The organism is Paenibacillus eucommiae, from assembly GCF_017874215.1.
GTDB classification, from domain to species: domain Bacteria; phylum Bacillota; class Bacilli; order Paenibacillales; family NBRC-103111; genus Paenibacillus_AI; species Paenibacillus_AI eucommiae.
Genome location: NZ_JAGGLB010000025.1, coordinates 86,855 through 108,820 on the forward strand (window position 1 = coordinate 86,855; position 21,966 = coordinate 108,820).

Annotated in this window: 22 protein-coding genes; 17 read left to right on the forward strand and 5 right to left on the reverse strand. The window is 40.3% G+C overall.

Annotated features, from left to right (window positions below; genetic code table 11):
- Positions 1-7 precede the first annotated feature (7 nt).
- From J2Z66_RS29130 to J2Z66_RS29140, 3 genes are all read left to right on the forward strand, one after another.
- Positions 8-1,330, forward strand: a complete 1,323-nt coding sequence (locus tag J2Z66_RS29130; RefSeq protein WP_209976262.1) for a carbohydrate ABC transporter permease — start codon at positions 8-10, stop codon at positions 1,328-1,330.
- A 64-nt stretch (positions 1,331-1,394) separates the two neighbouring features.
- Complete coding sequence (gene dgoD / locus J2Z66_RS29135; protein WP_312894822.1) at positions 1,395-2,519, forward strand: galactonate dehydratase; 1,125 nt, start codon at positions 1,395-1,397, stop codon at positions 2,517-2,519.
- Between the two features lie 27 nt (positions 2,520-2,546).
- Positions 2,547-3,326 (forward strand): SDR family NAD(P)-dependent oxidoreductase, encoded by a 780-nt coding sequence (locus tag J2Z66_RS29140; RefSeq protein WP_209976266.1) that lies wholly within the window; start codon positions 2,547-2,549, stop codon positions 3,324-3,326.
- A gap of 73 nt (positions 3,327-3,399) precedes the next feature.
- On the opposite strand, the gene J2Z66_RS43050 is transcribed toward J2Z66_RS29140, so the two are convergent.
- Positions 3,400-3,657: a hypothetical protein gene (locus tag J2Z66_RS43050; protein WP_245375924.1), complete on the reverse strand. Its 258-nt coding sequence runs from the start codon at positions 3,655-3,657 to the stop codon at positions 3,400-3,402.
- Positions 3,658-4,004: 347 nt separating this feature from the next.
- Between J2Z66_RS43050 and rffA the strand changes: the two genes are divergently transcribed.
- From rffA to J2Z66_RS29160, 3 genes are all read left to right on the forward strand, one after another.
- Positions 4,005-5,159: a dTDP-4-amino-4,6-dideoxygalactose transaminase gene (gene rffA / locus J2Z66_RS29150; RefSeq protein ID WP_245375925.1), complete on the forward strand. Its 1,155-nt coding sequence runs from the start codon at positions 4,005-4,007 to the stop codon at positions 5,157-5,159.
- Between the two features lie 70 nt (positions 5,160-5,229).
- Entirely contained in the window at positions 5,230-5,982 is a 753-nt protein-coding gene (locus J2Z66_RS29155) for a GNAT family N-acetyltransferase (RefSeq protein ID WP_209976268.1), read from the forward strand.
- A gap of 2 nt (positions 5,983-5,984) precedes the next feature.
- Positions 5,985-6,767, forward strand: a complete 783-nt coding sequence (locus tag J2Z66_RS29160) for a glycosyltransferase family 2 protein (protein ID WP_209976269.1) — start codon at positions 5,985-5,987, stop codon at positions 6,765-6,767.
- Here J2Z66_RS29160 and J2Z66_RS29165 read toward each other — a convergent pair whose 3' ends face one another.
- Positions 6,768-8,303 (reverse strand): glycosyltransferase family protein, encoded by a 1,536-nt coding sequence (locus J2Z66_RS29165; RefSeq protein WP_209976270.1) that lies wholly within the window; start codon positions 8,301-8,303, stop codon positions 6,768-6,770.
- Positions 8,304-8,403: 100 nt separating this feature from the next.
- On the opposite strand from J2Z66_RS29165, the gene J2Z66_RS29170 reads away from it, so the two are divergent.
- On the forward strand, positions 8,404-9,534 hold the full coding sequence (locus J2Z66_RS29170; RefSeq protein WP_209976271.1) for an acyltransferase family protein: 1,131 nt from the start codon (positions 8,404-8,406) through the stop codon (positions 9,532-9,534).
- Between the two features lie 129 nt (positions 9,535-9,663).
- Here the strand turns inward: J2Z66_RS29170 and J2Z66_RS29175 are convergent, their stop codons facing one another.
- Complete coding sequence (locus J2Z66_RS29175; RefSeq protein ID WP_209976273.1) at positions 9,664-10,035, reverse strand: iron chaperone; 372 nt, start codon at positions 10,033-10,035, stop codon at positions 9,664-9,666.
- A 371-nt stretch (positions 10,036-10,406) separates the two neighbouring features.
- On the opposite strand from J2Z66_RS29175, the gene J2Z66_RS29180 reads away from it, so the two are divergent.
- The 7 genes from J2Z66_RS29180 to J2Z66_RS29210 all read left to right on the forward strand — a co-directional run bounded on the left by J2Z66_RS29180 (position 10,407) and on the right by J2Z66_RS29210 (position 16,614).
- Positions 10,407-11,639 carry an MFS transporter gene (locus J2Z66_RS29180; RefSeq protein WP_312894826.1) on the forward strand — a complete coding sequence of 411 codons (1,233 nt, stop codon included), beginning with the start codon at positions 10,407-10,409 and terminating at the stop codon, positions 11,637-11,639.
- A 201-nt stretch (positions 11,640-11,840) separates the two neighbouring features.
- The gene (locus J2Z66_RS29185) at positions 11,841-12,293 is read left to right on the forward strand and encodes a GyrI-like domain-containing protein (RefSeq protein WP_209976276.1); all 453 of its coding nucleotides are present in this window, start codon (positions 11,841-11,843) and stop codon (positions 12,291-12,293) included.
- A 75-nt stretch (positions 12,294-12,368) separates the two neighbouring features.
- Positions 12,369-13,382, forward strand: coding sequence for a Gfo/Idh/MocA family protein (locus tag J2Z66_RS29190; protein ID WP_209976277.1), 1,014 nt, complete (start codon positions 12,369-12,371; stop codon positions 13,380-13,382).
- A gap of 85 nt (positions 13,383-13,467) precedes the next feature.
- Entirely contained in the window at positions 13,468-14,169 is a 702-nt protein-coding gene (locus tag J2Z66_RS29195; protein ID WP_209976278.1) for a CTP synthase C-terminal region-related (seleno)protein, read from the forward strand.
- Positions 14,170-14,429: 260 nt separating this feature from the next.
- Positions 14,430-15,365: a cysteine synthase A gene (cysK, locus tag J2Z66_RS29200; protein ID WP_209976280.1), complete on the forward strand. Its 936-nt coding sequence runs from the start codon at positions 14,430-14,432 to the stop codon at positions 15,363-15,365.
- Positions 15,366-15,412: 47 nt separating this feature from the next.
- The gene (locus J2Z66_RS29205) at positions 15,413-15,844 is read left to right on the forward strand and encodes an SMI1/KNR4 family protein (protein WP_209976281.1); all 432 of its coding nucleotides are present in this window, start codon (positions 15,413-15,415) and stop codon (positions 15,842-15,844) included.
- A 332-nt stretch (positions 15,845-16,176) separates the two neighbouring features.
- On the forward strand, positions 16,177-16,614 hold the full coding sequence (locus J2Z66_RS29210; RefSeq protein ID WP_376774498.1) for an NUDIX domain-containing protein: 438 nt from the start codon (positions 16,177-16,179) through the stop codon (positions 16,612-16,614).
- Between the two features lie 503 nt (positions 16,615-17,117).
- Here J2Z66_RS29210 and J2Z66_RS29215 read toward each other — a convergent pair.
- Positions 17,118-17,450 carry a hypothetical protein gene (locus J2Z66_RS29215; protein WP_209976284.1) on the reverse strand — a complete coding sequence of 111 codons (333 nt, stop codon included), beginning with the start codon at positions 17,448-17,450 and terminating at the stop codon, positions 17,118-17,120.
- Between the two features lie 199 nt (positions 17,451-17,649).
- Here J2Z66_RS29215 and J2Z66_RS29220 point away from each other — a divergent pair, with 199 nt between their 5' ends.
- The 3 genes from J2Z66_RS29220 to J2Z66_RS29230 all read left to right on the forward strand — a co-directional run bounded on the left by J2Z66_RS29220 (position 17,650) and on the right by J2Z66_RS29230 (position 19,933).
- The gene (locus J2Z66_RS29220; RefSeq protein WP_209976286.1) at positions 17,650-18,480 is read left to right on the forward strand and encodes an HAD-IIB family hydrolase; all 831 of its coding nucleotides are present in this window, start codon (positions 17,650-17,652) and stop codon (positions 18,478-18,480) included.
- Positions 18,481-18,589: 109 nt separating this feature from the next.
- Positions 18,590-19,147, forward strand: a complete 558-nt coding sequence (locus tag J2Z66_RS29225) for a GNAT family N-acetyltransferase (RefSeq protein ID WP_209976287.1) — start codon at positions 18,590-18,592, stop codon at positions 19,145-19,147.
- An 84-nt stretch (positions 19,148-19,231) separates the two neighbouring features.
- The gene (locus tag J2Z66_RS29230) at positions 19,232-19,933 is read left to right on the forward strand and encodes a nucleotidyltransferase domain-containing protein (RefSeq protein ID WP_209976288.1); all 702 of its coding nucleotides are present in this window, start codon (positions 19,232-19,234) and stop codon (positions 19,931-19,933) included.
- A gap of 449 nt (positions 19,934-20,382) precedes the next feature.
- Here the strand turns inward: J2Z66_RS29230 and J2Z66_RS29235 are convergent, their stop codons facing one another.
- Positions 20,383-21,876, reverse strand: coding sequence for a DHA2 family efflux MFS transporter permease subunit (locus J2Z66_RS29235; RefSeq protein ID WP_209976289.1), 1,494 nt, complete (start codon positions 21,874-21,876; stop codon positions 20,383-20,385).
- Positions 21,877-21,966: the final 90 nt, after the last annotated feature.

The window sequence follows — 21,966 nt, forward strand, 5'->3', positions numbered from 1 at the left end:
AACAAACATGAACTTTGATTCCGGAAGACGTTTGCGGTTTGTTTCCTTCTGGTTGACGGCAGTTTTTTCCATTATCATTATCTTTCCTTTTCTGTTTATGATCAGCAATTCGTTGAAGGATGACAGCATCATCTATGATTCCATTCCCACGATTATTCCGAGGAGTGCAATAAGTACCTCCGTAGCGCTTGATTATTCCGGTTCCGGGAAATCAGGCCAAGAGTTATTGGAACAAATGATGAAGGATTCGACCATGGTTTTGTATTCCATCCCTTATGAGCGCAATACGGACCCTATCTATGAGGTGAAAATGTATGGAGTTATGGATGGCAAAACCATATTCTATACCAGGGCTCATAAAGCTCAAATGCGCTTGGAGCTTGATTTCGGTATCTTCAAAGCAAGCAATGTGAACAAGAATGTCATATTAAAGAACGACCGTTATAAGAAATCGGCGGAGAAATTGTGCTACAAGTATGATCCGTCTGGACTGAAGATGGAAATCCCTTCAGGATCTGCATCTGGGCATGATGACGAGATTAAAAGCTTTCTAATTGAAAAATATGGCGTAGAAGGCGCAGTGTCTTCGATTACTTCAAAGACTAACTTCTTTCTCATGCTGGAAAATTTCAAATACTACGTGAAGCTGCCCGTATATATGTATCCGCAGAACGAAACGATTCAGAAATACAGCTTCTTCACCTTTATCGGCAATACGTTTCTTGTCATCGGCTGGGCCATTGTGATGGAAACAATCATTTGTTCAATAACAGCCTATGGCTTATCAAGATTGTTCAAGAAACGCGTAGCTAATTTGCTCATGCTGTTTTTTCTGGCTACGATGATGGTGCCTTCTATTTCCATCCTGATTCCGCAGTTTATGATGTTCAAAAGCTTGGGGCTATATAACAATTACTGGGCTATGCTGCTTCCTTTTTTATACCCGTTTCCTTATTACATTTTATTATTTAAAGGTTTCTTTGATCAGCTTCCCGGGGAGATCTTCGAAGCTGCCCGGATTGACGGAGCATCGGAATGGTACAATTATTCGCGAATTTGCCTGCAGCTGTCTAAACCGATCATCGCCTTAATAGCCTTGAATTTGTTCCTAAGCAACTGGAACGACTTCTTCTGGTTCTGGATGGTAACCGAGGATCAAAAGCTGTGGACCCTGAATGTCGCCTTATACAATTTATCCAAGAACGCTATGATCAAGCCTAATTTCATGATGGGGCTATCGATTATCACCATCGTTCCAGTCATCTTCCTGACGATGCTGTTCTCAGAGCAAATTAAAAGCAGCATTGCCAGCTCAGGAGTGAAAGGCTGAATCTCCTGAACTTGCATTATGCGGTAAGCTTACTTACTTATTTTACTGTAAATCAAATAGGGGAGTGTATGAATTGAAAATTGCCTCAATTAATATCATTCATGTATTGCCGCGGTTGTCCTTTCTTATCATGACCACGGAATGTGGTATAACCGGATATGGTGAGGCCATTGTGGAGGGGAGATCACGTACTGTAGAGATGGCAGTGAAGGAGCTGGAACCACATCTGATTGGTCAAGATCCGCGAAGGATAGAGCATTTGTGGCAGATGATGTACCGGGGCACCTTCTATCGCGGAGGTCCTATTCTGAGCAGTGCAATCAGCGGGTTGGAGCAAGCGATGTGGGATATCCTCGGAAAGTCACTGGGGGTTCCTGTCTATCAGCTGCTCGGCGGACATGTCCGGGATCGTATCCGAATGTATAAGCATGTGCATGGTGCAACTACACAGGAGCTGTACGAATCTGCCAAGCAAGCAGCGGATGAAGGCTTCACCATGGTGAAGACAGCCATCGAAATTGCTCACATCCTGGAAACGCCGTCTTATCTATTTAGACAAATTGAACGGGTTGAAGCGATTCGTAGTGCCATAGGCAACAATGTTGATTTCGCCATTGACTTCCACGGACGGATCAGCCCTGCTCTTGCCGTCCAAATCGCTAAAGGGATCGAGAAATTTAATCCCTTGTTTATTGAAGAGCCTTGTCTTCCGGAGAATGTGGATACCATGGTTACAATCGCACGTTCTACAAGCATACCCATAGCAACAGGAGAAAGACTGTTTACCAAATGGGGATTTAGAGAAGTACTGGAGAAACAAGCTGCATTTGTCATACAGCCCGATTTGGCCCATTGCGGTGGAATTATGGAAGGTAAGAAGATTGCCGCAATGGCAGAAACTTATTACGCTGCCTTTGCTTCACACAATCCTTTGGGACCGATCAATCTTGCAGCTAGCCTGCAATTGGCCGCCAATGTGCCAAACTTTCTCGCTCAAGAGTTTGTTTTACTCGGGGAAGGTTATCTAAAGAAACCATTTGTTATCAAGGACGGTTATATTGATCTGCCCGAAGGACCGGGGCTGGGGATTGAACTGGATGAAGAGGCTATGCAAGATAAAATATATGCAGGGGATTTCGACCTGCCGAGAGAATTCCATTCGGATGACCACTCGGTTGCGGATTGGTAATGGTTTTATAATAGGGAGTGGTTTGCCATGTCAGACGAAAAACAGGTTGTCATCATTACAGGTGGAGCTGCAGGTATTGGAAGAGGCATTGCAGAAAGTTTCGCCGCGGAACAAGCTCATATTGTAATTGCTGATTATAACGAGAAAGATGGGTTAGCAACCCGAGACTTTTTGCAGCATATGGGAATTGAAGCGTTGTATGTGAATGTGAATGTGGCATTAGAACAAGATGTGCTTAAGGTAGTAGAGCAGACGCTGGAAAAGTGGGGCCGTATTGATGTGCTCGTTAATAATGTAGGAACGCATCTCTACAAACCCATGTTGGACATCCGTGAGGAAGAATGGGACCAGTTGATGAGTGTGGATCTCAAAGGCTGTTTTCTAATGTCCAAGCATGTACTGCCTTCTATGATAGAGCGAAAAAAAGGGAGCATCATCCACATATCCTCTGTCCACGCCAACATGTCGGATAGAAACTTTACAGTATATTCTGCAGCCAAAGGAGGGGTAGTTTCTTTGACACGCAGTATGGCAGCCGAATATGCTTCCTATGGCATTCGGGTGAATGCTGTATTGCCCGGGTGGACCCGGAATAAATCCACCGATGAGCAGCTATCCGGGTGTAGTGAAACAGAGAAACAGCAGCTTCTCGAAAGCTGGGGGGAGAAGATTCCTATCGGGCGGATTGCTGAGCCTAAGGAGATTGGTCATGCTGTTGTCTTTCTGGCAAGTGATAAGGCCACCTATATCCTCGGTTCATGTTTAACAGTTGATGGCGGGCTAACTAGTAAGATTCAATTGAATTAAAAACCGAAGGCTGCAGCTGAAAAGCGGTTTGATCTCCAACTGTGAGATCAAACCGTGTAATTTGGTTAGTCACTCATTCAGGATCACTCCACATAGACATTCTTACGAGTTCCGACAGCTTATCTACGGCTTGTTCTGGACTCGTAATTCTTATGAAGTCGTCAAGATCCTCAGTACGGCTATCCCACGCTTCTCGCAGGTTTTCGAAAATCGACAACTCAAATATTTCCTCTTTGATATAACCGGCCGTCATCACTGGCTCCTCGATAAGCAGGGACAATGCTTTTCCGATCTTCTTTACCGTATCCCATACAAAATAATCGTGGAGCACGTTGATCTAGTTCTCGTTGCTTTTGCTTACGTACATAACAACTTTGATCTCTTGATCCTCATTTTTTGGCTTTCCCTTCGCTTAGCTCTCTTAATACTTCGACAGTCTTCTCAAGGTTTTTCGACTTAATATGCAAGTTTGCGAATGATCTTCCACAGTATTGCCTCCTCAATTCTTTTGTAGGGCAAGTTATAGAGCTTTCCACAATCGTAAAAAGTACATATCAAAATATGATCTATTAATTGTTGTCTTAATCAATGCATGTTACAATGAGCGAATATAGTCGATTTTTGTTGAAATATTTACGATTTAGAAATCAGATTTTTATAAAAAGAAAGGCTGTCTAGATGATTATTCCATTTAATTATCCTCAACCCATCGGGAAAGAGAACGACTACCTATTAATGGCCGCTAATAGCGGGAAACTATGTGGTGACGGTCCCTTTACCGAGAAATGTAAGTCTTTCATTGAAAATAATTTCGACGCAAATCATGTTCTGTTGACTACCTCTTGTACACATGCGCTCGAGATGGCGGTTTTACTCCTTCGCATCACACTAGGGGACGAGATTATTGTTCCTTCCTATACATTTAGTTCCACTGTCAATGCTTTCATTCTGCAGGGTGGCAAACCCATTTTTATTGATATCAGAGAAGATACCTTAAACATTGATGAGAGTAAAATCGAAGAAAAAATTACTTCAAAAACCAAAGCCATTTTTGTTATGCACTATGCTGGTGTTCCGTGTGAGATGGATACCATTATGGAAATTGCGCATCGCTATGATCTTTATGTAATCGAAGATGCTGCTCAAGCATTGACAGCGAAATATAAGGACAAATACTTAGGTACTATAGGTGATTTAGGAACGTTTAGTTTTCATGAAACCAAGAACTATATATGTGGTGAGGGTGGAGCCTTAGTTATTAATAACGATAAATTCATCAATAGAGCAGAAATTATAAGAGAAAAAGGAACAAATCGAGCCTCCTTTTTGAAAAAAAAGGTCGACAAATATTCTTGGGTGGATATCGGATCAAGCTATCTTCTTTCAGAAATGCTAGCTGCATTTTTGTTTGGACAGTTAGAGATGTGGAAGGAAATCAATGAGAAAAGAAAAAAGATATTTGAAATATACTATAGCGGCTTAGAACATTTACAGAACAAAGGAATGTTAAGGCTGCCCATAATCCCGGAACATTGCACACCCAATTATCATCTGTTTTACATTCTCTTGAATTCGGAAGAAGAACGAAACGAAATGATAAACCATTTAAGAGAGAATGGGGTTACAGCAACTTCACACTACACTCCTTTGCATCTATCCCAAATGGGACAACAATGGTCCTCTGAGCGATTACCTATTACTGAGCAGGCAAGTCATACTTTATTAAGGTTACCCATGTATTATTCACTAAGCGCTTCAGAACAAGCATACATCATTCAATTGATACAAGAGACTTACATGAAAGTACTCGCTACACCTATTAATAAGTTATAATGAATAGAATCTGATGTTATCCAAGGTGCTCAGAAAATCCGATAAACTACATAATATGATAGGGGTCAACATGAAAAAAGTCGATGCTTTCTGGGAAATGAGGAACCTCGGTAAAACTGTGTTAGAGATCAATTTTGATGAAAACGATACGACGGATTCCTTAAATATTTTAGCTAGTGAATTTGAAACGTATGATTATCTTATCGCCAAAGTGCCAAAAGAAAAAATGGATCTTATTCATGCTCTTGAAGATAACGGATTTCGATTTATGGAAACGCAATTCGAATTGTTATATAACCTGAACAAGACAAAAGAGCCCTCAAGCTTTGTAAAAAAAACGTCCGAGCAATCTCAGTACAAAAAAGTAGATACGTTTGATCAACTGAGTATGTTTTTATCTAAAATAGAGGAAGACTTATTCATCACTGACAGAATATCGTTAGACCCTCTATTTGGAACGAAAATAGCACATAAACGATATCTAAATTGGCTTAGTGATGCTCTCCTTAGCGATACATCCGCCATATACGAGGTAGAAGTGAAATCTCGGGATGTTGGTTTTTTTTACGTAATTGAAAAGAATAGTACTACGTGTTACGGAGTTTTAGCTTCCGTATATAAAAAATATCGAAACAGCGGACTAGGGCTAGTTGTATTAGAATCCGCCTTTAAATATGCGAAAGAAGCAGGTTATTCTAAAGTCATGACTAGAGTGTCCTCCAATAATTTAGAAGCATTACGGGTTAATATTAACGTCGGCTTTGAATGCAGAGACGTCCATTATATTTTAAGAAAAGCAAATTTTCCCAAACAGGATGTTTGATCATGATGCGCACTCAACTTTCGGTCGTTATTCCTGTCTATAACTCCCAAGACTCAATTGGAATTGTCGTAAAAAGTCTACTTGAACATTATGCCGCTTCTTATAAGATGGAAGTTATCTTAGTTAATGATGGAAGTATAGACCGCAGTAATGAAGTATGCTCTTTATTAGCGGCCCAATATTCCAATATTAAACATCTGGATCTGATGAAAAATTGTGGTCAGCAGGCTGCAATTTTAAAAGGACTAAGCCTAGCTCAAGGAGACTATATTGCTTTGATGGATGATGATATGCAAACACCTCCCGAGGAGCTGATTAAGCTGATCGTCAAGATGGATGGGGGTTATGATGTCGTAATTGCTCAAAGAGTGAAGTATAATCAAACATCATTCCGGAAGCTCCTTTCAGAGGTCAATACTATCATCGTAAATTGGTTTTTAATATCACCTAAAAAGATATATTTTAGTAGTTTTTTAGTGATGAAAAAGTCTATTGCAGAAGAGATCCTTAAGAAGGCTACTTCCAATCCTAATATACAAGGACTGATACTTCAAATAACAAATAATATTGTAAACACACCAACAGCACATAGAGAAAGGAAAACCGGAAAATCCAATTACACATTATTGAAGCTGCTAAAGTTTTGGTTTAACGGCCTGGACTATGTCACGACAAGAAAAAATCGAGCAATACTATTTTCATCATTTTTACTTATACTAGTTGGGGCAGTTACCTGTATGTACATATTGGTATTGCTTGTTGCCTCTTTTTTTATCACTAATTAATCATTCACTTATTATATGCAGCAGCTTGTAATTTGAAGGAAGTCCTTCAACCATAATTACTTCAAAGCTATTTTCGAAATATTCCCAGATAAGTGGATGAGTATTCTGAAAACGGAGATCATCTCTTCCATCAAGAGAAATATCACCCAATATGACCCATGCAACATTCTGCCTCTTTAGTTCTTCAATCATTTTTAATTGTTTATAGGCTGTTTCCGGGAATAGCATATAAATGTCCCATAACGGTGATTTTAAACCTAATATCGGATACATCGTTGGCCAATGTGGAGCAATAAATAAATTTTCTCCTTCTAGAACATAAGTATTTTTAATTTCCTTAACTCGATCGATTAAGCTAGCCGTATGCACATCTATCGATAAATCAATGTTACTAACTTTATAAGTTATATATTTATTATCTTTTGAGGTTATTTTTTGAAAGTATGGATGCATTCTTCCGACCGAAATGAGCGTGAAAAGTAATAACACAGATAGAATGATTGCTGATTTTAAATAACGTTTGCTGCCAGTCAACTTTAGTGAAAGTAAACAAATTACTATTATTAATGGTTCTATTGCTTGTGCCAGGTGCCCAAGATCAGCTCGATCGAACGCATAGTGGGTATAAGACAACCCTACGAATGAAGCTGCAGCTATTGCAGGATTAATCATTTTTTTAGAGATACATGCATATAAACCGATTCCAACAGCAAAAATCGGTACAAGGAGAAAAAAGATTCCTATTGATAGTTGACCCATCATTTCGATAAAATTTAAAAGCGTAAAATCTATCTTCCATGGCCACGGCACTGGTAAATGGAGATTTGTTTTTCCGGAAAATAGCAGCTCCTTAACTGCATTCATGAAATTCACAAAATAACCAGGTACAGTGAGATATATTAGCAGCATTGGGGAGTATCCTATTACAACTCCACTTCCCCATAGTAGTATTTTTTTGAAAGTTTTATCTTTATCTATCTTCAACCAAATATAGAATATAGCTATACTAAAGGATATTACCATGTATAATCCATGGTTTACTCCTAGGAAAGCCGCAATCCCGACGAATAAGCCACCTAATAAGTAACGTGACCATGATTGTTTTTCTAATAAGAACATAATCATATAAATCCCAATCATTGAAATACTTGGCTCGAATAACTTATGTCTTGGATACATCCATAGGACCATAATAACTCCAGCGAATATGATAAAAAGCCATGACTTAGTCATTTTCCTTATAACCATTAAACCAAATGTAAGACCTATAATTTGAAATATCGCAAGTGCTGCTCTCAATGCTAGAATACTAGTGTCTCCAAATATATGAAACCATAATGCAACCCAATAATATCTACCTGGATCATAGGATTGAAAATCCAAAAAGGGTACATCACCCATTGCTGTTTGAATTGCACCATACCAGAGATACCCTTCATCAGCTAAATTAATTCCTACATTTCCTTCCAATAAAAATAAAATTCCTACTAATGTTGAGGAGATAAAAAACGCAATTAACCAGGTCATTTTATTCATAACTTACTCCTTTTTTGTGAGTTCTAGAGAACTAATTGCATTGCCAAAAAATTTACTGTATCGTGTTGCAATTGATCTGCGAATTAGTGAGGTGTTAACAATGGTTCAAAATCGTTTGATTTATCTGGATAATCTTCGCGTCTTTCTCACTTTGATGGTTGTTGCATTCCATTTGGCGATTACATATGGATTTAATATAGGTTGGTATTTTTACGATCTGTCCGACGATATGCTGACAAAAGGGATCTTAACTTATTTTGTTCTTGTGAATCAAGCTTTTTTTATGTCTTTATTTTTTGGAATTGCCGGCTTTTTCACGCCCATATCGTATGATCGTAAAGGTTCCATTTCATTTCTTAAAGATCGATTCTTGCGCCTGGGCATCCCGCTTTTATTGTTTGTATTTCTAGTGAATCCGGTAATAAGATACGTTTATCATATTGGAACAAGTAAATCATTTATAGAATATATCATAGATGAAATATCCCGTGATCCCATTGGTTTTATTAAACATGCTGCACCTGGCCCAATGTGGTTTTTGGAGGCACTGCTCATATTTAGCCTTTGTTATGCACTGATCAGATGTTTAATGCAAGCGCAAATAATACCCATTCATCACCGTTTTCCAAAGGATAATATCATTCTCCTTTTTGTCATAACATTATCTTTTCTTAATTTCATTATTCGAATTTGGAGTCCCATTGAAAATCAATTTCTATTTCTGAGATTAGGTCATTTTGTTCCATATATCGGCTATTTTATATCTGGAACCATTGCTTATAGATCTGGTTGGCTCTCATTTCTAAATGAAAGCCAGATTAAAAAATGGTTTCGAATTAGTGTTGTTTGTATTTTGTTTTTTCCCATTCTCTTGTACATTGGTGGAGCATTTGACGGACAGATGCAACTTTTTTTTGGGGGATGGCATTGGCAGTCACTTGTATATTCATTTTGGGAGCCCTTTGTATGCATAGGAATAAGTTTGTGGTTACTAAGTACTTTTCGTTCCAAATATAACAAGTCGAACAGACTAACCCGCTTTATGGCGGATCATGCTTATGCTGTTTATTTTATCCATGCTTTCTTCACTGTGTATATTACCTTCTTTTTTCAATATAGTAAAATACCCTCACTTCTTAAATTTTTTATAGTTTCGATAATTGTAACTATGACTTGCTTTCTAGCTGCTTATATCATCCGTAAAATCCCATTTCTACGTAAAATTTTCTGAATTTAGAATTATTAGCATACTTCGGAAATCGGTATACATTCTTAGTCTCATTCGGCATTATTACATTCCAAAGGAAGAAACAAAAATCCCCTTTTCTAAGGGGATTTTCTTATGCACTCTTATTTTTTTCTATTTCCGCCAAAAAGTTGAACAGTCTGCTTTATCCAAAATATTAAACTCGATCATTTTCTCGAGTAATGAGAAATCAACCGGACCATCCCACCGGATACGTACCAGCTCTTTGGTGTGATCATAGCCAGCCTGCACAATTTCATCAGAGAAACGATTAATCCCTGCCTTTTCAGGGGCAACAGCCAAATGATGTTTGGCTGCGCTAAAGCCAATAATAAATGTGTCGTGATCGGTAAACATAGGCTGATTCCACGCAATTTTTGGTATTAAATTTGGGAATTTCTTAGTTACCCAAGCGAATACTTCTTCCGTTCGTTCCCGATGTTGCGGGTTATCAATACGCGCTAAAAATTCTGCAAAAACTTCCACATTATTCACTCCTTACAATGAAAATTATGTCTTCCAGAGAAGTGTATCATTTTTTTGTATCATCAGCTAATTTGAAGATATATAATTTTCGTTGTTATAAAATGATTTTAAAAAAACTTTACCTAAACTGTGATACCCTGAGCTTGTATAATGGTAGGAACTACTTTCGGAGGTGTTCGATTATGTTAAAAAACAAATTGGCCGTCAAATTATCTACGATTCTAAAGGATGAAAATCATCGGTAGAGCAGACGCGCGCAATTGATCTGTGCATGACGATGTCGGGACTTGCGTGACGTGTGAATTCTGCCGAAATCAGAGAGGCGGACCCGATTTTTTATGCAGCATAAAGCATCGCAAGTTTATACCATAATGGGGTTTATAACATCCATGGCCAACGCAACCATGTTTACGACCTATGCCATATATCAGGTTATCGCGCTAGGGCTAAACCCCCTTCAACTGCTGTTGGTGGGAATGATTTTGGAAGTAACGGTTTTAATTTTTGAAGGCATCACTGGTGTTATCGCTGATATGTACAGCCGCAGACTGTCTGTCATTTTGGGCATGTTCGTGCTTGGCTTTGGCTTTGTGTTGGAGGGCAGTGCGATGTGGCTGGGGGAGGCTAGCCTGCTCATGTCGGCTTTTATGTGGCTGCTGCTGGCACAGGTGTTTTTTGGCATCGGAGCTACGTTCATAAGTGGTGCGGATACGGCTTGGATTGTCGATGAGGTTGGGGAAGAGAGGGCTGGACGCATTTTTTTGAAAGCAAAACGTGTAGGTCTCTTTGGCACTTTGGTTGGCATTGTACTGAGCGTGAGCTTATCTGCCATTGGGCCAAACCTGCCTTACATAGCCGGAGGCATGATGTATTTGATGCTTGGTATTTTTCTGCTAATCTTTATGAAGGAGACCAATATTGTCAGAGCTGTGTGTGAAGACGAAACTTCGCAAGCTCCCTCGCATTGGAGAAGCATGAAAGCTACTTGGTTATCGGGTGCGCAGGTGATAGGGCGCCAGCCGGTTCTGCTTCTGGTCTTGATTGTCACACTGTTCAGCGGGGCCGCCTCGGAAGGTTACGACCGCCTATGGCAGGCATTTCTCATTGTAGATATAGGCTTTCCGCAGGTCGAGCTACAAGGTATACACCTCAATATGGCTTCATGGATCGGACTCATCGCCGTAATGTCGACATTGCTGAGCTTGCTCGTCATGTGGGTGGTGGAGAAGCGTATTGATATGAGCAATGAGCGGGTCGTTCTTCGCGGCATGATCGTACTGACAGTAGCACGGATTGCAGGTGTCTTGGCGCTAGCTTTCGCCCCCAGCTTTGCCTGGGCACTCGTCGCGATCCTGCTCTTCGAGGTCGTGCGAACGGTGAACGGTCCGATGTATGATACATGGCTCAACTTGAACATCGAAAGCAAGTCGCGTGCGACAGTAATCTCGATGATGAGCCAGTCGGATGCACTGGGCCAGACGGCCGGAGGCCCATTCGTCGGTTGGATCGGCAAACGCTACTCCGTGCGAATGTCTCTTGTTGCCGCGGCTGTATTGCTCGCGCCTATTTTGGCGGTATACAGCCGTGCGAGGCATAAGCGTTAAAAAAACGATAGGTTACTACTAGAAGGGCTGCCGCTTGGCAGCCTTTTGCTTTTGCAGCGAAAGCAAATATGGATAACTCAGAAAAAAGGTCATATTAGGAAAATTAAATGAATAACTGAGGGAATAAATGGTAGAATTAATATGTCATATTGGAAAACGGTGAGGTTTTATTACTAAGAACACTTTTCGAAAGGAGCAGCTATGGACATTACTATTTTTAATGATAAAAAGGCTTTCTTATTATATGGTGTTTCCAAAATCCACGAAGAACATAAAGAATTCAGTAAAGAGATATTTGAAGTTATTAACCCGGTCTGGGCTGAGGTGAAAGAAAAAAGTCTTTCTCACAAGGGTATTAATCACGTTGTTTACGATGTTAATCACATTTTATTTGCCGGAATAGAGCTGAATGAACCCATAGAAGTTGGGATTAAATTAAAAGAAAGAGAATTTGTTTTTGAACAATATGCTTACTATAAACATATCGGCCCCTATAATGAACTAGACGATGCTCATAGGAAAATTCGTTCGCATATAGAAGCTTTAGGAAGAGAGTTTACTTTTCCGATTTTAGAAATATACGAGAACCCGAGTGATGATGAAACGAAATTGGAGACCGAGATTTTATATACTCTGAAAGTGCAGGAAAAATAGATTGGTCGAAGGCGGACGGAAGGCATTATAATAGGTTAATAAGGAGTCAAGCGTGTTAAAAGGAGGCTGTCTACCATGTATCAAGCAGCAGTTATTGGGTTAGGCAATATTGGTTTGCAGTTCGACATCCCAAGAAAGGCGGCTCCGCAAAGCCATGTTTTGGCTTATCATTTGAACCCGGATATTGACCTGGTTGCGGCTGTCGGAGTACGTCAAGAGCAGGGGGATCGTCTCGCTCAAGTTGCTCCAGAAACCAAATTTTATATGGATCTCATTACTATGTTAAATAATCATCGATTGGATGTAATCAGCATCTGCACGCCTCAACACATTCGGCTTGAGCTGCTGCGAACGGTGTTCGAGCATTCCGAGGCAAGGATTATTTTTCTGGAGAAACCAGTAGCCACAAGCATTCAGGAGGCAGAGGCAATCGCTTCGCTCGCCGAGCAGTATGGCCGCACCGTGGTTGTCAATCTTTCCAGAAGGTGGAGCGATGGGGCGACCCGAATACGTGAAGCGCTGCGGTCTGGCCAGTACGGCAAGCTGAAGAAGATTCATCTGCGCTATACGAGAGGGATTTACAACACAGGCTCCCATATGTTTGATCTTGTCCGTTTTACTGTGGGATCCATGGAGCAAGTAAAGGTGCTGCAGCAAATACCGACGAATCTGGATGAACGCGAGGACTGGACATACTCCTTTACATTTACGCTTGAAGACGGGGCAGTTACGGGGTATGCAGAAGCTTTTGACGATAGGGATTTTTTAATTTTTGAAATGGATCTGTATCTGGAAAAGGGTAAAATCGAAATGCTCAAAAGCGGGGATGAGATACGTTTTTACGAGATCGAGGAGCATCCCATTCAAAAGGGATTGAACCATCTAGTTCCCAAAGATTTGGAAACCGGAATGCTCTACCGCTCTAGCAGCATAAGTAATGCTGTCAGTCATCTGGTCGATATTCTTAAAAATGGTACGACCCCAATCAGTACTCTTGAGGATGGTATTTACCCGCTCTACGCGGCGGATGCAGTGATCCGATCTCATGCCAAAAATGGAACTGTTGAGAACATACAAGCAAGAGGTTGACTTGCAACAGACTGGTGGGACAACCCTGGAATTAATATTATCAGCTATTAGTTGTTAAAATTCATGCATCGCAAGGGGGTAACATATGAAAATTGGAATTGTTGGTGATTACAATCCGAGCTATCCATCACAGAAGGCTACAAATGATGCACTCATTCATTCTTCTGAGAAATTAGGAATTCATATAGAATGGGATTGGATTCCAACATCTTTGATTTCAGAACAAATGGATAAAATAATAAATATGTATAAGGGTTTTTGGATTGCTCCCGGTAGTCCTGAATCTGTAAGTGGAGTATTACAAATTATTCAATATTCACGTGAGTACAACATTCCACTGTTAGGTACATGCGGTGGTTTTCAAAATATTCTTATTGAGTATGCAAGGAACAAGCTAATGATTCAAGAAGCAGGTCATGAAGAACTAGATCCCAATGCTTCTAAATTAGTTGTAAATAAACTTACTTGTTCTTTAGTCGAGCAAAAAGGCGAGATAGTAATAAAGAATTTGTCGAAAGTATTTGGAATTTACAAAAATCAAAAAGTGACAGAACAATTTAGATGTAATTATGGACTTAATTCAGAATACCAGTCTCAAATTGATGAATCAGGATTAAGAATAGTTGGAGCAGATGCACAAGGAAACCCAAGAATAATTGAATTACCTGAACACAAATTCTTTATTGGAACATTATTTGTTCCACAATTAAGTTCAACCCTGGAATCTCCGCATTGCTTAATAAACTCTTTTATTGAACATGTATGCAATTATCCAAAAAGCACTTAATCCACTCTTATATCATTTATATGGATGTCATCAAACAAGGAACATTTTAGAAATCATCCGAGAGTCAGGTATACATATCGATAAAGCGGAAAGCTACTGGCTTAACATGCTTCATCTTATTTGGGCGAAACCTGGGCACTGACTCCATTTCTCCTTAACGGACAGGATACTTGGATTACAGAATTGTGATTTTGGTAGTCTTATGTTAGCATGGAAATACCAACTATTTTAGTTGGATTTCATGATTTGGAGTGATAAACATGCCCAAAATTGCTAAGAATCTAACAGAACTTATAGGAAACACTCCCTTATTGGAATTATCCAATTACACAAAAAAGAATCAAGTCGATATAGAGATCATTGCAAAATTGGAGTATTTTAATCCGGCAGGCAGCGTTAAAGATAGGATTGGGTTCGCCATGATCAAAGATGCAGAAGAACGGGGACTGATTAATAAGGAATCCGTAATTATTGAACCAACAAGTGGCAATACAGGTGTGGGATTGGCCTTTGCAGCAGCAGCCTTGGGGTATAAGCTCATCATTACTCTTCCGGAGAATTTTAGTATTGAACGAAGGAAACTCATGCTTGCACTTGGGGCCGAATTAGTTCTGACACCTGCTGCTGAAGGGATGGCCGGAGCCATCAAAAAGGCAGAAGAGTTATCGAAAATAACCCCTAATTCCTTTATACCTCAACAATTCACGAACCCAGCTAACCCGGATATCCACAAAAGAACGACTGCAGAAGAAATTTGGAGAGATACCGACGGTGAAGTAGACTTTTTTATTGCTGGAGTTGGTACTGGAGGCACTATTTCCGGAGTAGGTGAGTTGCTTAAAGAAAGAAAACCATCCATTCAAATTATAGCTGTTGAGCCTTACAATTCTCCTGTACTGTCTGGCGGAGCAAGAGGCATTCATAAAATTCAAGGTATTGGCGCTGGTTTTGTTCCAGAGAACTTCAACAGATCGGTTGTAGATGAGATTATCCTAATAAAAAATGAAGACGCTATGGACACTGCGCGGCAATTGGCCCAAGTCGAAGGTTTGCTTGTAGGCATATCATCCGGAGCCGCCGTATCAGCAGCACTCCAAGTTGCAAAAAGAGTAGAAAATAAAAACAAAAAAATTGTTGTCCTGCTTCCAGACACTGGTGAAAGGTACTTATCAACTGAACTTTTTCCTGAGGTATAGGTTATTGGAGGCTTCCTACAAGGGATGTGGGATGTGGAGGTACCAGTATGTGGTTAGAATTCTTTCTAAGTGTTTCAAATAAATGCACCTTCACAGGTCCAGCATCCACAGATGATATTATTGCAGTTGAAAAACAATTTGGCGTAAAACTGCCTGAAGAATATAAAGGTATAATACTTGAAACGAACGGTGTCAAGGAAAGTTATGAACTTGGGTTAATATGGTCCTTGGAAAGAGTAATCGAGGAGAACCTGAGATATAGGGAACAATTTTTTAAAACATACTATATGCCGTTTGATAGCTTACTTTTTTTCGCCGAAAGCGGCATAGGTGATTTATTTGCATTTCCGATTATTAATCAGATTGTGTGCAAGGAAGATGTATTTGTATGGAATCATGATGATGATAGTCGGAGGTGGGTCGCACCATCGGTAAGTAAATATGTAGAATGGTGGTTAAATGGATGTATAAAAATATGAAACTATAAATTCGGCATCAAACATCTGGAATAGGCAGCTTAAACATTCAAGTAAGGGGGTGAGGGGGGGACTCATCATCGTTACGGACATCAGAGCGCTTATTTACCGTAATTCCCCTAATTTAGGAAAGCTTACGGACATCAGATCCCTTATTTGGATAAAAAGGAGCCCGTGTACCCCCATGAAAGGCAAATAACGTCCCTCATGTCCGTAAGATCCAAAAAAGACCTTAAAACTCGCAAATAACGTCCCTCATGTCCATAAGTTGCTTTTGATTTGCTTTGTCCCCGTTTGCAAGAGGGGGAAAATGAATTGAAAGGGGATTCATAGAATTGACCATACAGTTTCGTCATGTCGCAAGAGCCTTGATTATGGATGATAATCAAATATTAATTGCTAGGATGAAAGGGGCGCACTCGTTTTTGCCTGGCGGTGGAATTGAGCTGGGGGAAGGCGCACAGACTGCTCTGAAGAGAGAGCTGCAAGAAGAATTGGGGATTAAAACTTGTGAAATCATTCGTTTTCTTGGTGTTATAGAGTTTGGTATTAAAGCAAAAAATTATTGCGAAATAAATCATCTTTTTGAAGTTAAAAGTAAAGAACTAAGCGCAAGTGTTGCCCCTGAATCCTTAGAGGCACATCTTGAGTTCTATTGGATCGAGCCTACCTTGGACAATCTCAAGAGGGAAGACGTTTTGCCTTATCTTGTACAGGATATGATCCCTCAGCTTTTAAAGGACGGCAAGCCTCTTTGGGCCAGTAATTTGTAAGGCATCCGTAGTGGTACGTTATATTTTTTCGAAAGAAGGATACGACTTTTTTTTGAAAAGCCCTCCGTATAAGTTCTTGAACAATCCATCCCCTCCCAAAATCATACAACCAGAGAAAAGCAAAATGAGGCCCCTTCGAGGAGCCATATTACTTAAAAATCCCGAATATTTTCGAAAATTTCCAAAAGCTTGTCTTTATTTGCCACTACACCGATACCAGATAGCTTCTGAGATTGTCCCGGGTTTGCCCCATAGACGTAATTCTCTCAATTCGGGGAAGCTATGAACGATCGGCTCAAGGTCAAGCTCCGTAATTTTTTGAAGATGCAAGGAGCCTAAACGATTCAGACCGCAGCCCATTGGTGGCACGATACTAATTGCCGTAATCCATCTTCCCTTGTCAAAGGCATGGATTTTTAGCTTAGGCGATAGTGTCCCTGTCAGGGAGAGCTGGTCCATACCTTCATTTAAAAACAGTTCCTCAAGCCCCTCAGCAGCGATAATTAATGTTTCCAGCTTTCTCCATAGCTATTTGTTGTCTCCGTTGTAAGCGGAGGGAGGTTCCCTACCAGCATATAATTAGGTGGAACATTAGCATCTGCGAAGTAGTGCTCCAGCTTGTTATTCCAAAAGAAATAGTCGCAAATAAGCGGCTTCATCTTATGCAGCTCGGCTTCATCCGGCAGCGTGTCTCCAATCCAGTCGAGTTCCAAAATAGCTGCGAGCGGACGCGATTTACTTGAAATCGGTTCCTCCAACATGGTCACTTGGCAGGCGGTATATTGCTGTATTCGCTCCACGTACACGCAGTAAATATCCCCAACGTTTGCTAGCATGTAACCATCCTTTCTGTGATGGTGCTCTGATAAACCTATTCTTCCAAAGATAGAGCTCTTTTTCATTTGTCTTGATTTAACTGTTTTAAAAATTGGTTATATGTGGTAAGATGTTCTGCAATATTTGAGGAAATCATTAGTGAAATAGAAGGAGTAGTTAACAATTAGCCGCAGCAATTAAGGGAGTTGAAGTGTTCTCATGAATACCTTATATGTTTCTGATTTAGACGGGACCTTATTAGATGATAATCAAGCAATAAGCATGGAAGCTCTGGAAATACTCAATCATTTAATAGAACAAGGGATGAAGTTCACAATCGCAACAGCCCGTTCCATAGAATCGGCGAGAGAAATCTTACAGGGTTTAAAAATAAATTTACCCTTAGTTTTAATTAATGGGGTGTTCATTTACGACTATGAAAGTAATAGAAATGTTAAGAGCAATTATTTATCAGGTTATGCAGGGGCCAGGATTATCCAAACGTATCTAGAGCTAGGGCTTAATCCTTTAGTTTATACAACTGACTGTAATGGGAATTCGATCATTCATTATAAAGGTGTTTTTAATCAAAGTGAAGACAATTACATAGGCAGCAGGCTTAGCAAAGGCGATAAGCGGTTTAGACTTGTGGAAAATTACGAAGCGTGCATGGATGAAAATATCATTACAATTAATGCGATAGATACCCCTGCCAAACTCAATGCTGCTTATAAGGAATATATCGAAAATATAGAGTGTGTTTGCCACTTTGGTCCAGATATCTACACGCCTGGATTTCATTGGCTTGAGATTGCGAATTGCCATGCTACAAAAAAGCAAGCAGTACTGTATTTAAAGGAAAAATACCATTTTGACAGATTGGTTTGCTTTGGAGACAATTTAAACGATTTGCCCATGTTTGAAGCGGCAGATGAGAAATATGCAGTCAGTAACGCTCATGAAATGATAAGGAATGTGGCAGACAAAGTAATTGATAGTAATTTGAATAATGGGGTACCTAAGTATCTAAGTTCAGTTTTTGGATTATAAAATATATCTGAAGATCCCAAGGCTATCTTGCGAATCTCGGCCCAAGCTGTAAATGCAGGATTAAGAACAGTCAGCTTTTGCACGAAATCCAAAAAGAGGAAGTGACACGATGCCACATCTTGTTGGTGAAAGAATTATTTTGAGAGAGTATAGAAAAGAAGATTTAGATTCAATGAGATTTTGGGCTAATGATCCGGTAATAACGAGTCAGTTATCCGATGTTTTTTTGTATCCTCATACAAGAAATTCAACAGAAGCCTATCTGAACGGCATACTTGAAGGGAAATCAGATCAGAAAGGTTTTGTAATTGCGAACAAGGAAACCGAAGCTTATATAGGACAAATTGATTTGTTTTATATAGATTGGAAGAACAGAAGCACAGAAATGGGTATGGTGATCGGAAATCCAGAATTGCAAAATAAGGGGTACGGGACAGAAGCTGTACTTCTATTGCAAAAATTTGTTTTCCAACAATTAAACTTAAACAGAATCCAATTAGAAGTGTATGATTATAATGCGAATGCAATAAAATGTTATTTGAAATGTGGTTTTAAAGAAGAAGGACGGCTGAGACAAAGGCATTTTGCTAATGGCCGGTACAGTGATGTCATCATGATGGGGATTTTAAGGGATGATTATGAAGCAATTTTTTCTGCTGTAAGATAAGCAGCTATTGAAACATCCAAGATATCATTGAAATGTGTGAATCTTGTCCCAATCCTGATGCTGCATCATGGGAGGTGTAAATGAATGTATACTAATTTTAGGGATGCACTTGAATTAGTTACTACTGAATTAAAAGCTACGCCTGAAGTAAAGGGTATTCTTTTTTTTGGTTCCGTACAACTAGGAGATCCAACACATACCTCTGATTTAGATTTATTTGCTATAGTAGAAGGTTGTGAAACGTGGAATTTTAGAAGGTTAGTCGAAGGTATAGAAGTGGAAGTGTACTTCCTACCAGCGGATTTATGTCATCAAAATTTAGAAAATGGTAACATAACTTTTGTTAAGGCCTTTGCCACTGGAGCAGCATTGCTCGATCTTAATGGAAAGTTAGCTGAATTAGCAGCATTCGCAAAACAAATTTATGATATGGGACCGAGTCCCTTGAACCTGTTGGAACAAGGCAACTGGCGTATTCGATTATCTGATTTAATTCGTGACCTTGAAGGTATTTCTCCTGAAGCACCCGAATCACATTTGCTTGCTCCTATGCTTGTAACTTTAAGCTTAGAGGCATATTGTGCTTTTCATCGACTTTGGACTGAGAAGCATTCTAGACTCATCAAGTACGTCTTCAATCATAATCCTCAATTTGGCCAAAGTGTCATACAGTTTTTTAAATCACCAGTATTTCAACCCGATCAAGCAATTTCCATTGCTGACAATGTGCTAGAACCTTTTGGAGGAAGACTGCTTGAATATGAAGGACCTCATATTTCGATATAAGATGTAAGTAACCGATAGCAAAAAGAGTAACCTCATCATATGTTTCATCATATGTCTCTGTACGAATACGGAGTTGTGGAGTTAGAGCGACTTTCTGGGGGAGAACAGGCTATCAAAAGCTGATTTGCAGCTGTTACGATTGCGTTAGCGATGAAAATTTCACTAAATCGACAGATTTCCATAGATGGCATGATTTAACGATGAAAAACATCGTTATTTGCTCGAAACAGGCTTCGAACGGGAAGAATAAAGCACTTTAGTGATGAAAAACATCACTAAGTAACTTGTTTAACCAGAATTGCACCAGTTAACGATGAAAAACATCGTTAAAAGGTACTTAGCACATTTGTGAGCAATCAGAGTGTGAAACTCCCCTTCCTGCAGCGCAAAACAAAGGATTGAGCAGTTAAATCTGCTCAACCCTCAAATCCTAATAAAACATATATAGCTTAATGTCCCATCATCATCTTAGCATCTGGTTTTTCTTCTGTTCCATCTGAGTTGTGATCGTCCTTTAAACGTGGTTTACGCAGGGTCAGGCTCATTAGTACACCGAAGGCGGCGACACAGGCGGTAAGAAAGAAGATATCACCGAACGCGGCTGCCGAGCTTTGGGCCATGTTGGCGTTGGCTCCTGCTTCTGCCATATGATGGCTTGTTCTGGAAGTTAAATAGCCGGTTAAGCCGGCGATGGCGAACGACATCACGACTTGCTGGGTAGCTGTAGTAAGTGGCGTTACGCGGCTGACCAGTCTGCGAGGAGCAGAATTCAATACGTGTGTATTGAGTGCCATCATCGATAACCCCATACCGGCTCCCATCATACCTAGCGGCAGCATCAACGTAGTTCTTGTGCTTTCAAGGTCGACTCGTGATAACAGGAATAAAGCGGTAGAGATAATTATTAATCCAACAAAAGCAAGCGGACGAGCCCCTACTTTATCAAATAACCTGCCCCCGATGGGCATGAAAACGACAGAACCAAGTGCCATAGGGAGCGTAGTCAATCCGCTTTCCAATGGCGTGTAGCCGAGCAGATTTTGCAAAAATAAGGGAACCATCAGAATGGAACCAATGAGTGCAATTTGCGAAATCCAGGTTAAAATAACACCTCTTGTGAAATCGGATGAGCCGAATACGCGAAGCTCGAGCAGCGGCTGCTTTTGACGAAGCTCCACAATAATAAATAAGATAAGCGCGGCGCCCCCAACGATTAACCCTGTTAATGTCCGGGTAGAAGTCCAATCTGTACCACCTTCACTCATCCCAAATGCTAGCATGGAGAATGCGATTGGCGCTAATATCATTCCCCAGATATCAAGGGCAGGGGTTTTGTGCCGCTCAATGTTGGGCAAGTATTTTATTCCGACTAGCAATGCGACAATACCGATGGGCAGGTTAATAAGGAATATCCAGTGCCATGATGCGAGGCCAATGAGCCATCCTGACAGAATGGGTCCGGCAGCGGGCGCGAGAAGCATCGGAACTCCAAGCATAGCCATTACGGAGCCTCTCTTATCAGGCGGTGAAAGCTTGAAAATCATAGCCATTCCGATCGGAGCGACCATTCCGCCGCCAAGTCCTTGAATAACCCGGAAAAGAACGAGCTGGTCCGACGTCTGAGCGATAGCACAAAGAACGGAGCCGAGCGTAAATAAAGCAATTGTCGTAAGAAAAACCTGCTTGGCCCCGAACTTATCGGTTAACCAGCCAGCCAAGGGAATTACAGCTGCTAGAGAAAGGGTATAGCCTGTAATTGTCCATTGGATCGCTTTGAGCGAGGTGTTGAAGTACCCTTGCAGATTGGGAATAGCGACATTAACGACGGTGCTGTCCAGAATAACCATAATCATTCCGATGATTACAGCCATAAGGGGCATAATAAGTGACTTTATGGAAAATTCAGGCTGGGGTGCTGCCGAAGCAGGATTTGCTGTTGACATAAGTAGGTTCCTCTCCTTGACGAAATGTAACAAACACTTTATTATTGACTTATAGTTTTTATGAAAAACCGACGAGTCAAACAATAAACT

Coding starts and splice junctions, on each gene's coding strand:
- J2Z66_RS29130 (WP_209976262.1), top strand. CDS start 8: ATGAACTTTGATTCCGGAAGACGTTTGCGGTTTGTTTCCTTCTGGTTG.
- J2Z66_RS29140 (WP_209976266.1), top strand. CDS start 2,547: ATGTCAGACGAAAAACAGGTTGTCATCATTACAGGTGGAGCTGCAGGT.
- rffA (WP_245375925.1), top strand. CDS start 4,005: ATGATTATTCCATTTAATTATCCTCAACCCATCGGGAAAGAGAACGAC.
- J2Z66_RS29155 (WP_209976268.1), top strand. CDS start 5,230: ATGAAAAAAGTCGATGCTTTCTGGGAAATGAGGAACCTCGGTAAAACT.
- J2Z66_RS29160 (WP_209976269.1), top strand. CDS start 5,985: ATGATGCGCACTCAACTTTCGGTCGTTATTCCTGTCTATAACTCCCAA.
- J2Z66_RS29165 (WP_209976270.1), bottom strand. CDS start 8,303: ATGAATAAAATGACCTGGTTAATTGCGTTTTTTATCTCCTCAACATTA.
- J2Z66_RS29170 (WP_209976271.1), top strand. CDS start 8,404: ATGGTTCAAAATCGTTTGATTTATCTGGATAATCTTCGCGTCTTTCTC.
- J2Z66_RS29180 (WP_312894826.1), top strand. CDS start 10,407: ATGGGGTTTATAACATCCATGGCCAACGCAACCATGTTTACGACCTAT.
- J2Z66_RS29185 (WP_209976276.1), top strand. CDS start 11,841: ATGGACATTACTATTTTTAATGATAAAAAGGCTTTCTTATTATATGGT.
- J2Z66_RS29190 (WP_209976277.1), top strand. CDS start 12,369: ATGTATCAAGCAGCAGTTATTGGGTTAGGCAATATTGGTTTGCAGTTC.
- J2Z66_RS29195 (WP_209976278.1), top strand. CDS start 13,468: ATGAAAATTGGAATTGTTGGTGATTACAATCCGAGCTATCCATCACAG.
- cysK (WP_209976280.1), top strand. CDS start 14,430: ATGCCCAAAATTGCTAAGAATCTAACAGAACTTATAGGAAACACTCCC.
- J2Z66_RS29205 (WP_209976281.1), top strand. CDS start 15,413: ATGTGGTTAGAATTCTTTCTAAGTGTTTCAAATAAATGCACCTTCACA.
- J2Z66_RS29215 (WP_209976284.1), bottom strand. CDS start 17,450: ATGCTAGCAAACGTTGGGGATATTTACTGCGTGTACGTGGAGCGAATA.
- J2Z66_RS29220 (WP_209976286.1), top strand. CDS start 17,650: ATGAATACCTTATATGTTTCTGATTTAGACGGGACCTTATTAGATGAT.
- J2Z66_RS29225 (WP_209976287.1), top strand. CDS start 18,590: ATGCCACATCTTGTTGGTGAAAGAATTATTTTGAGAGAGTATAGAAAA.
- J2Z66_RS29230 (WP_209976288.1), top strand. CDS start 19,232: ATGTATACTAATTTTAGGGATGCACTTGAATTAGTTACTACTGAATTA.
- J2Z66_RS29235 (WP_209976289.1), bottom strand. CDS start 21,876: ATGTCAACAGCAAATCCTGCTTCGGCAGCACCCCAGCCTGAATTTTCC.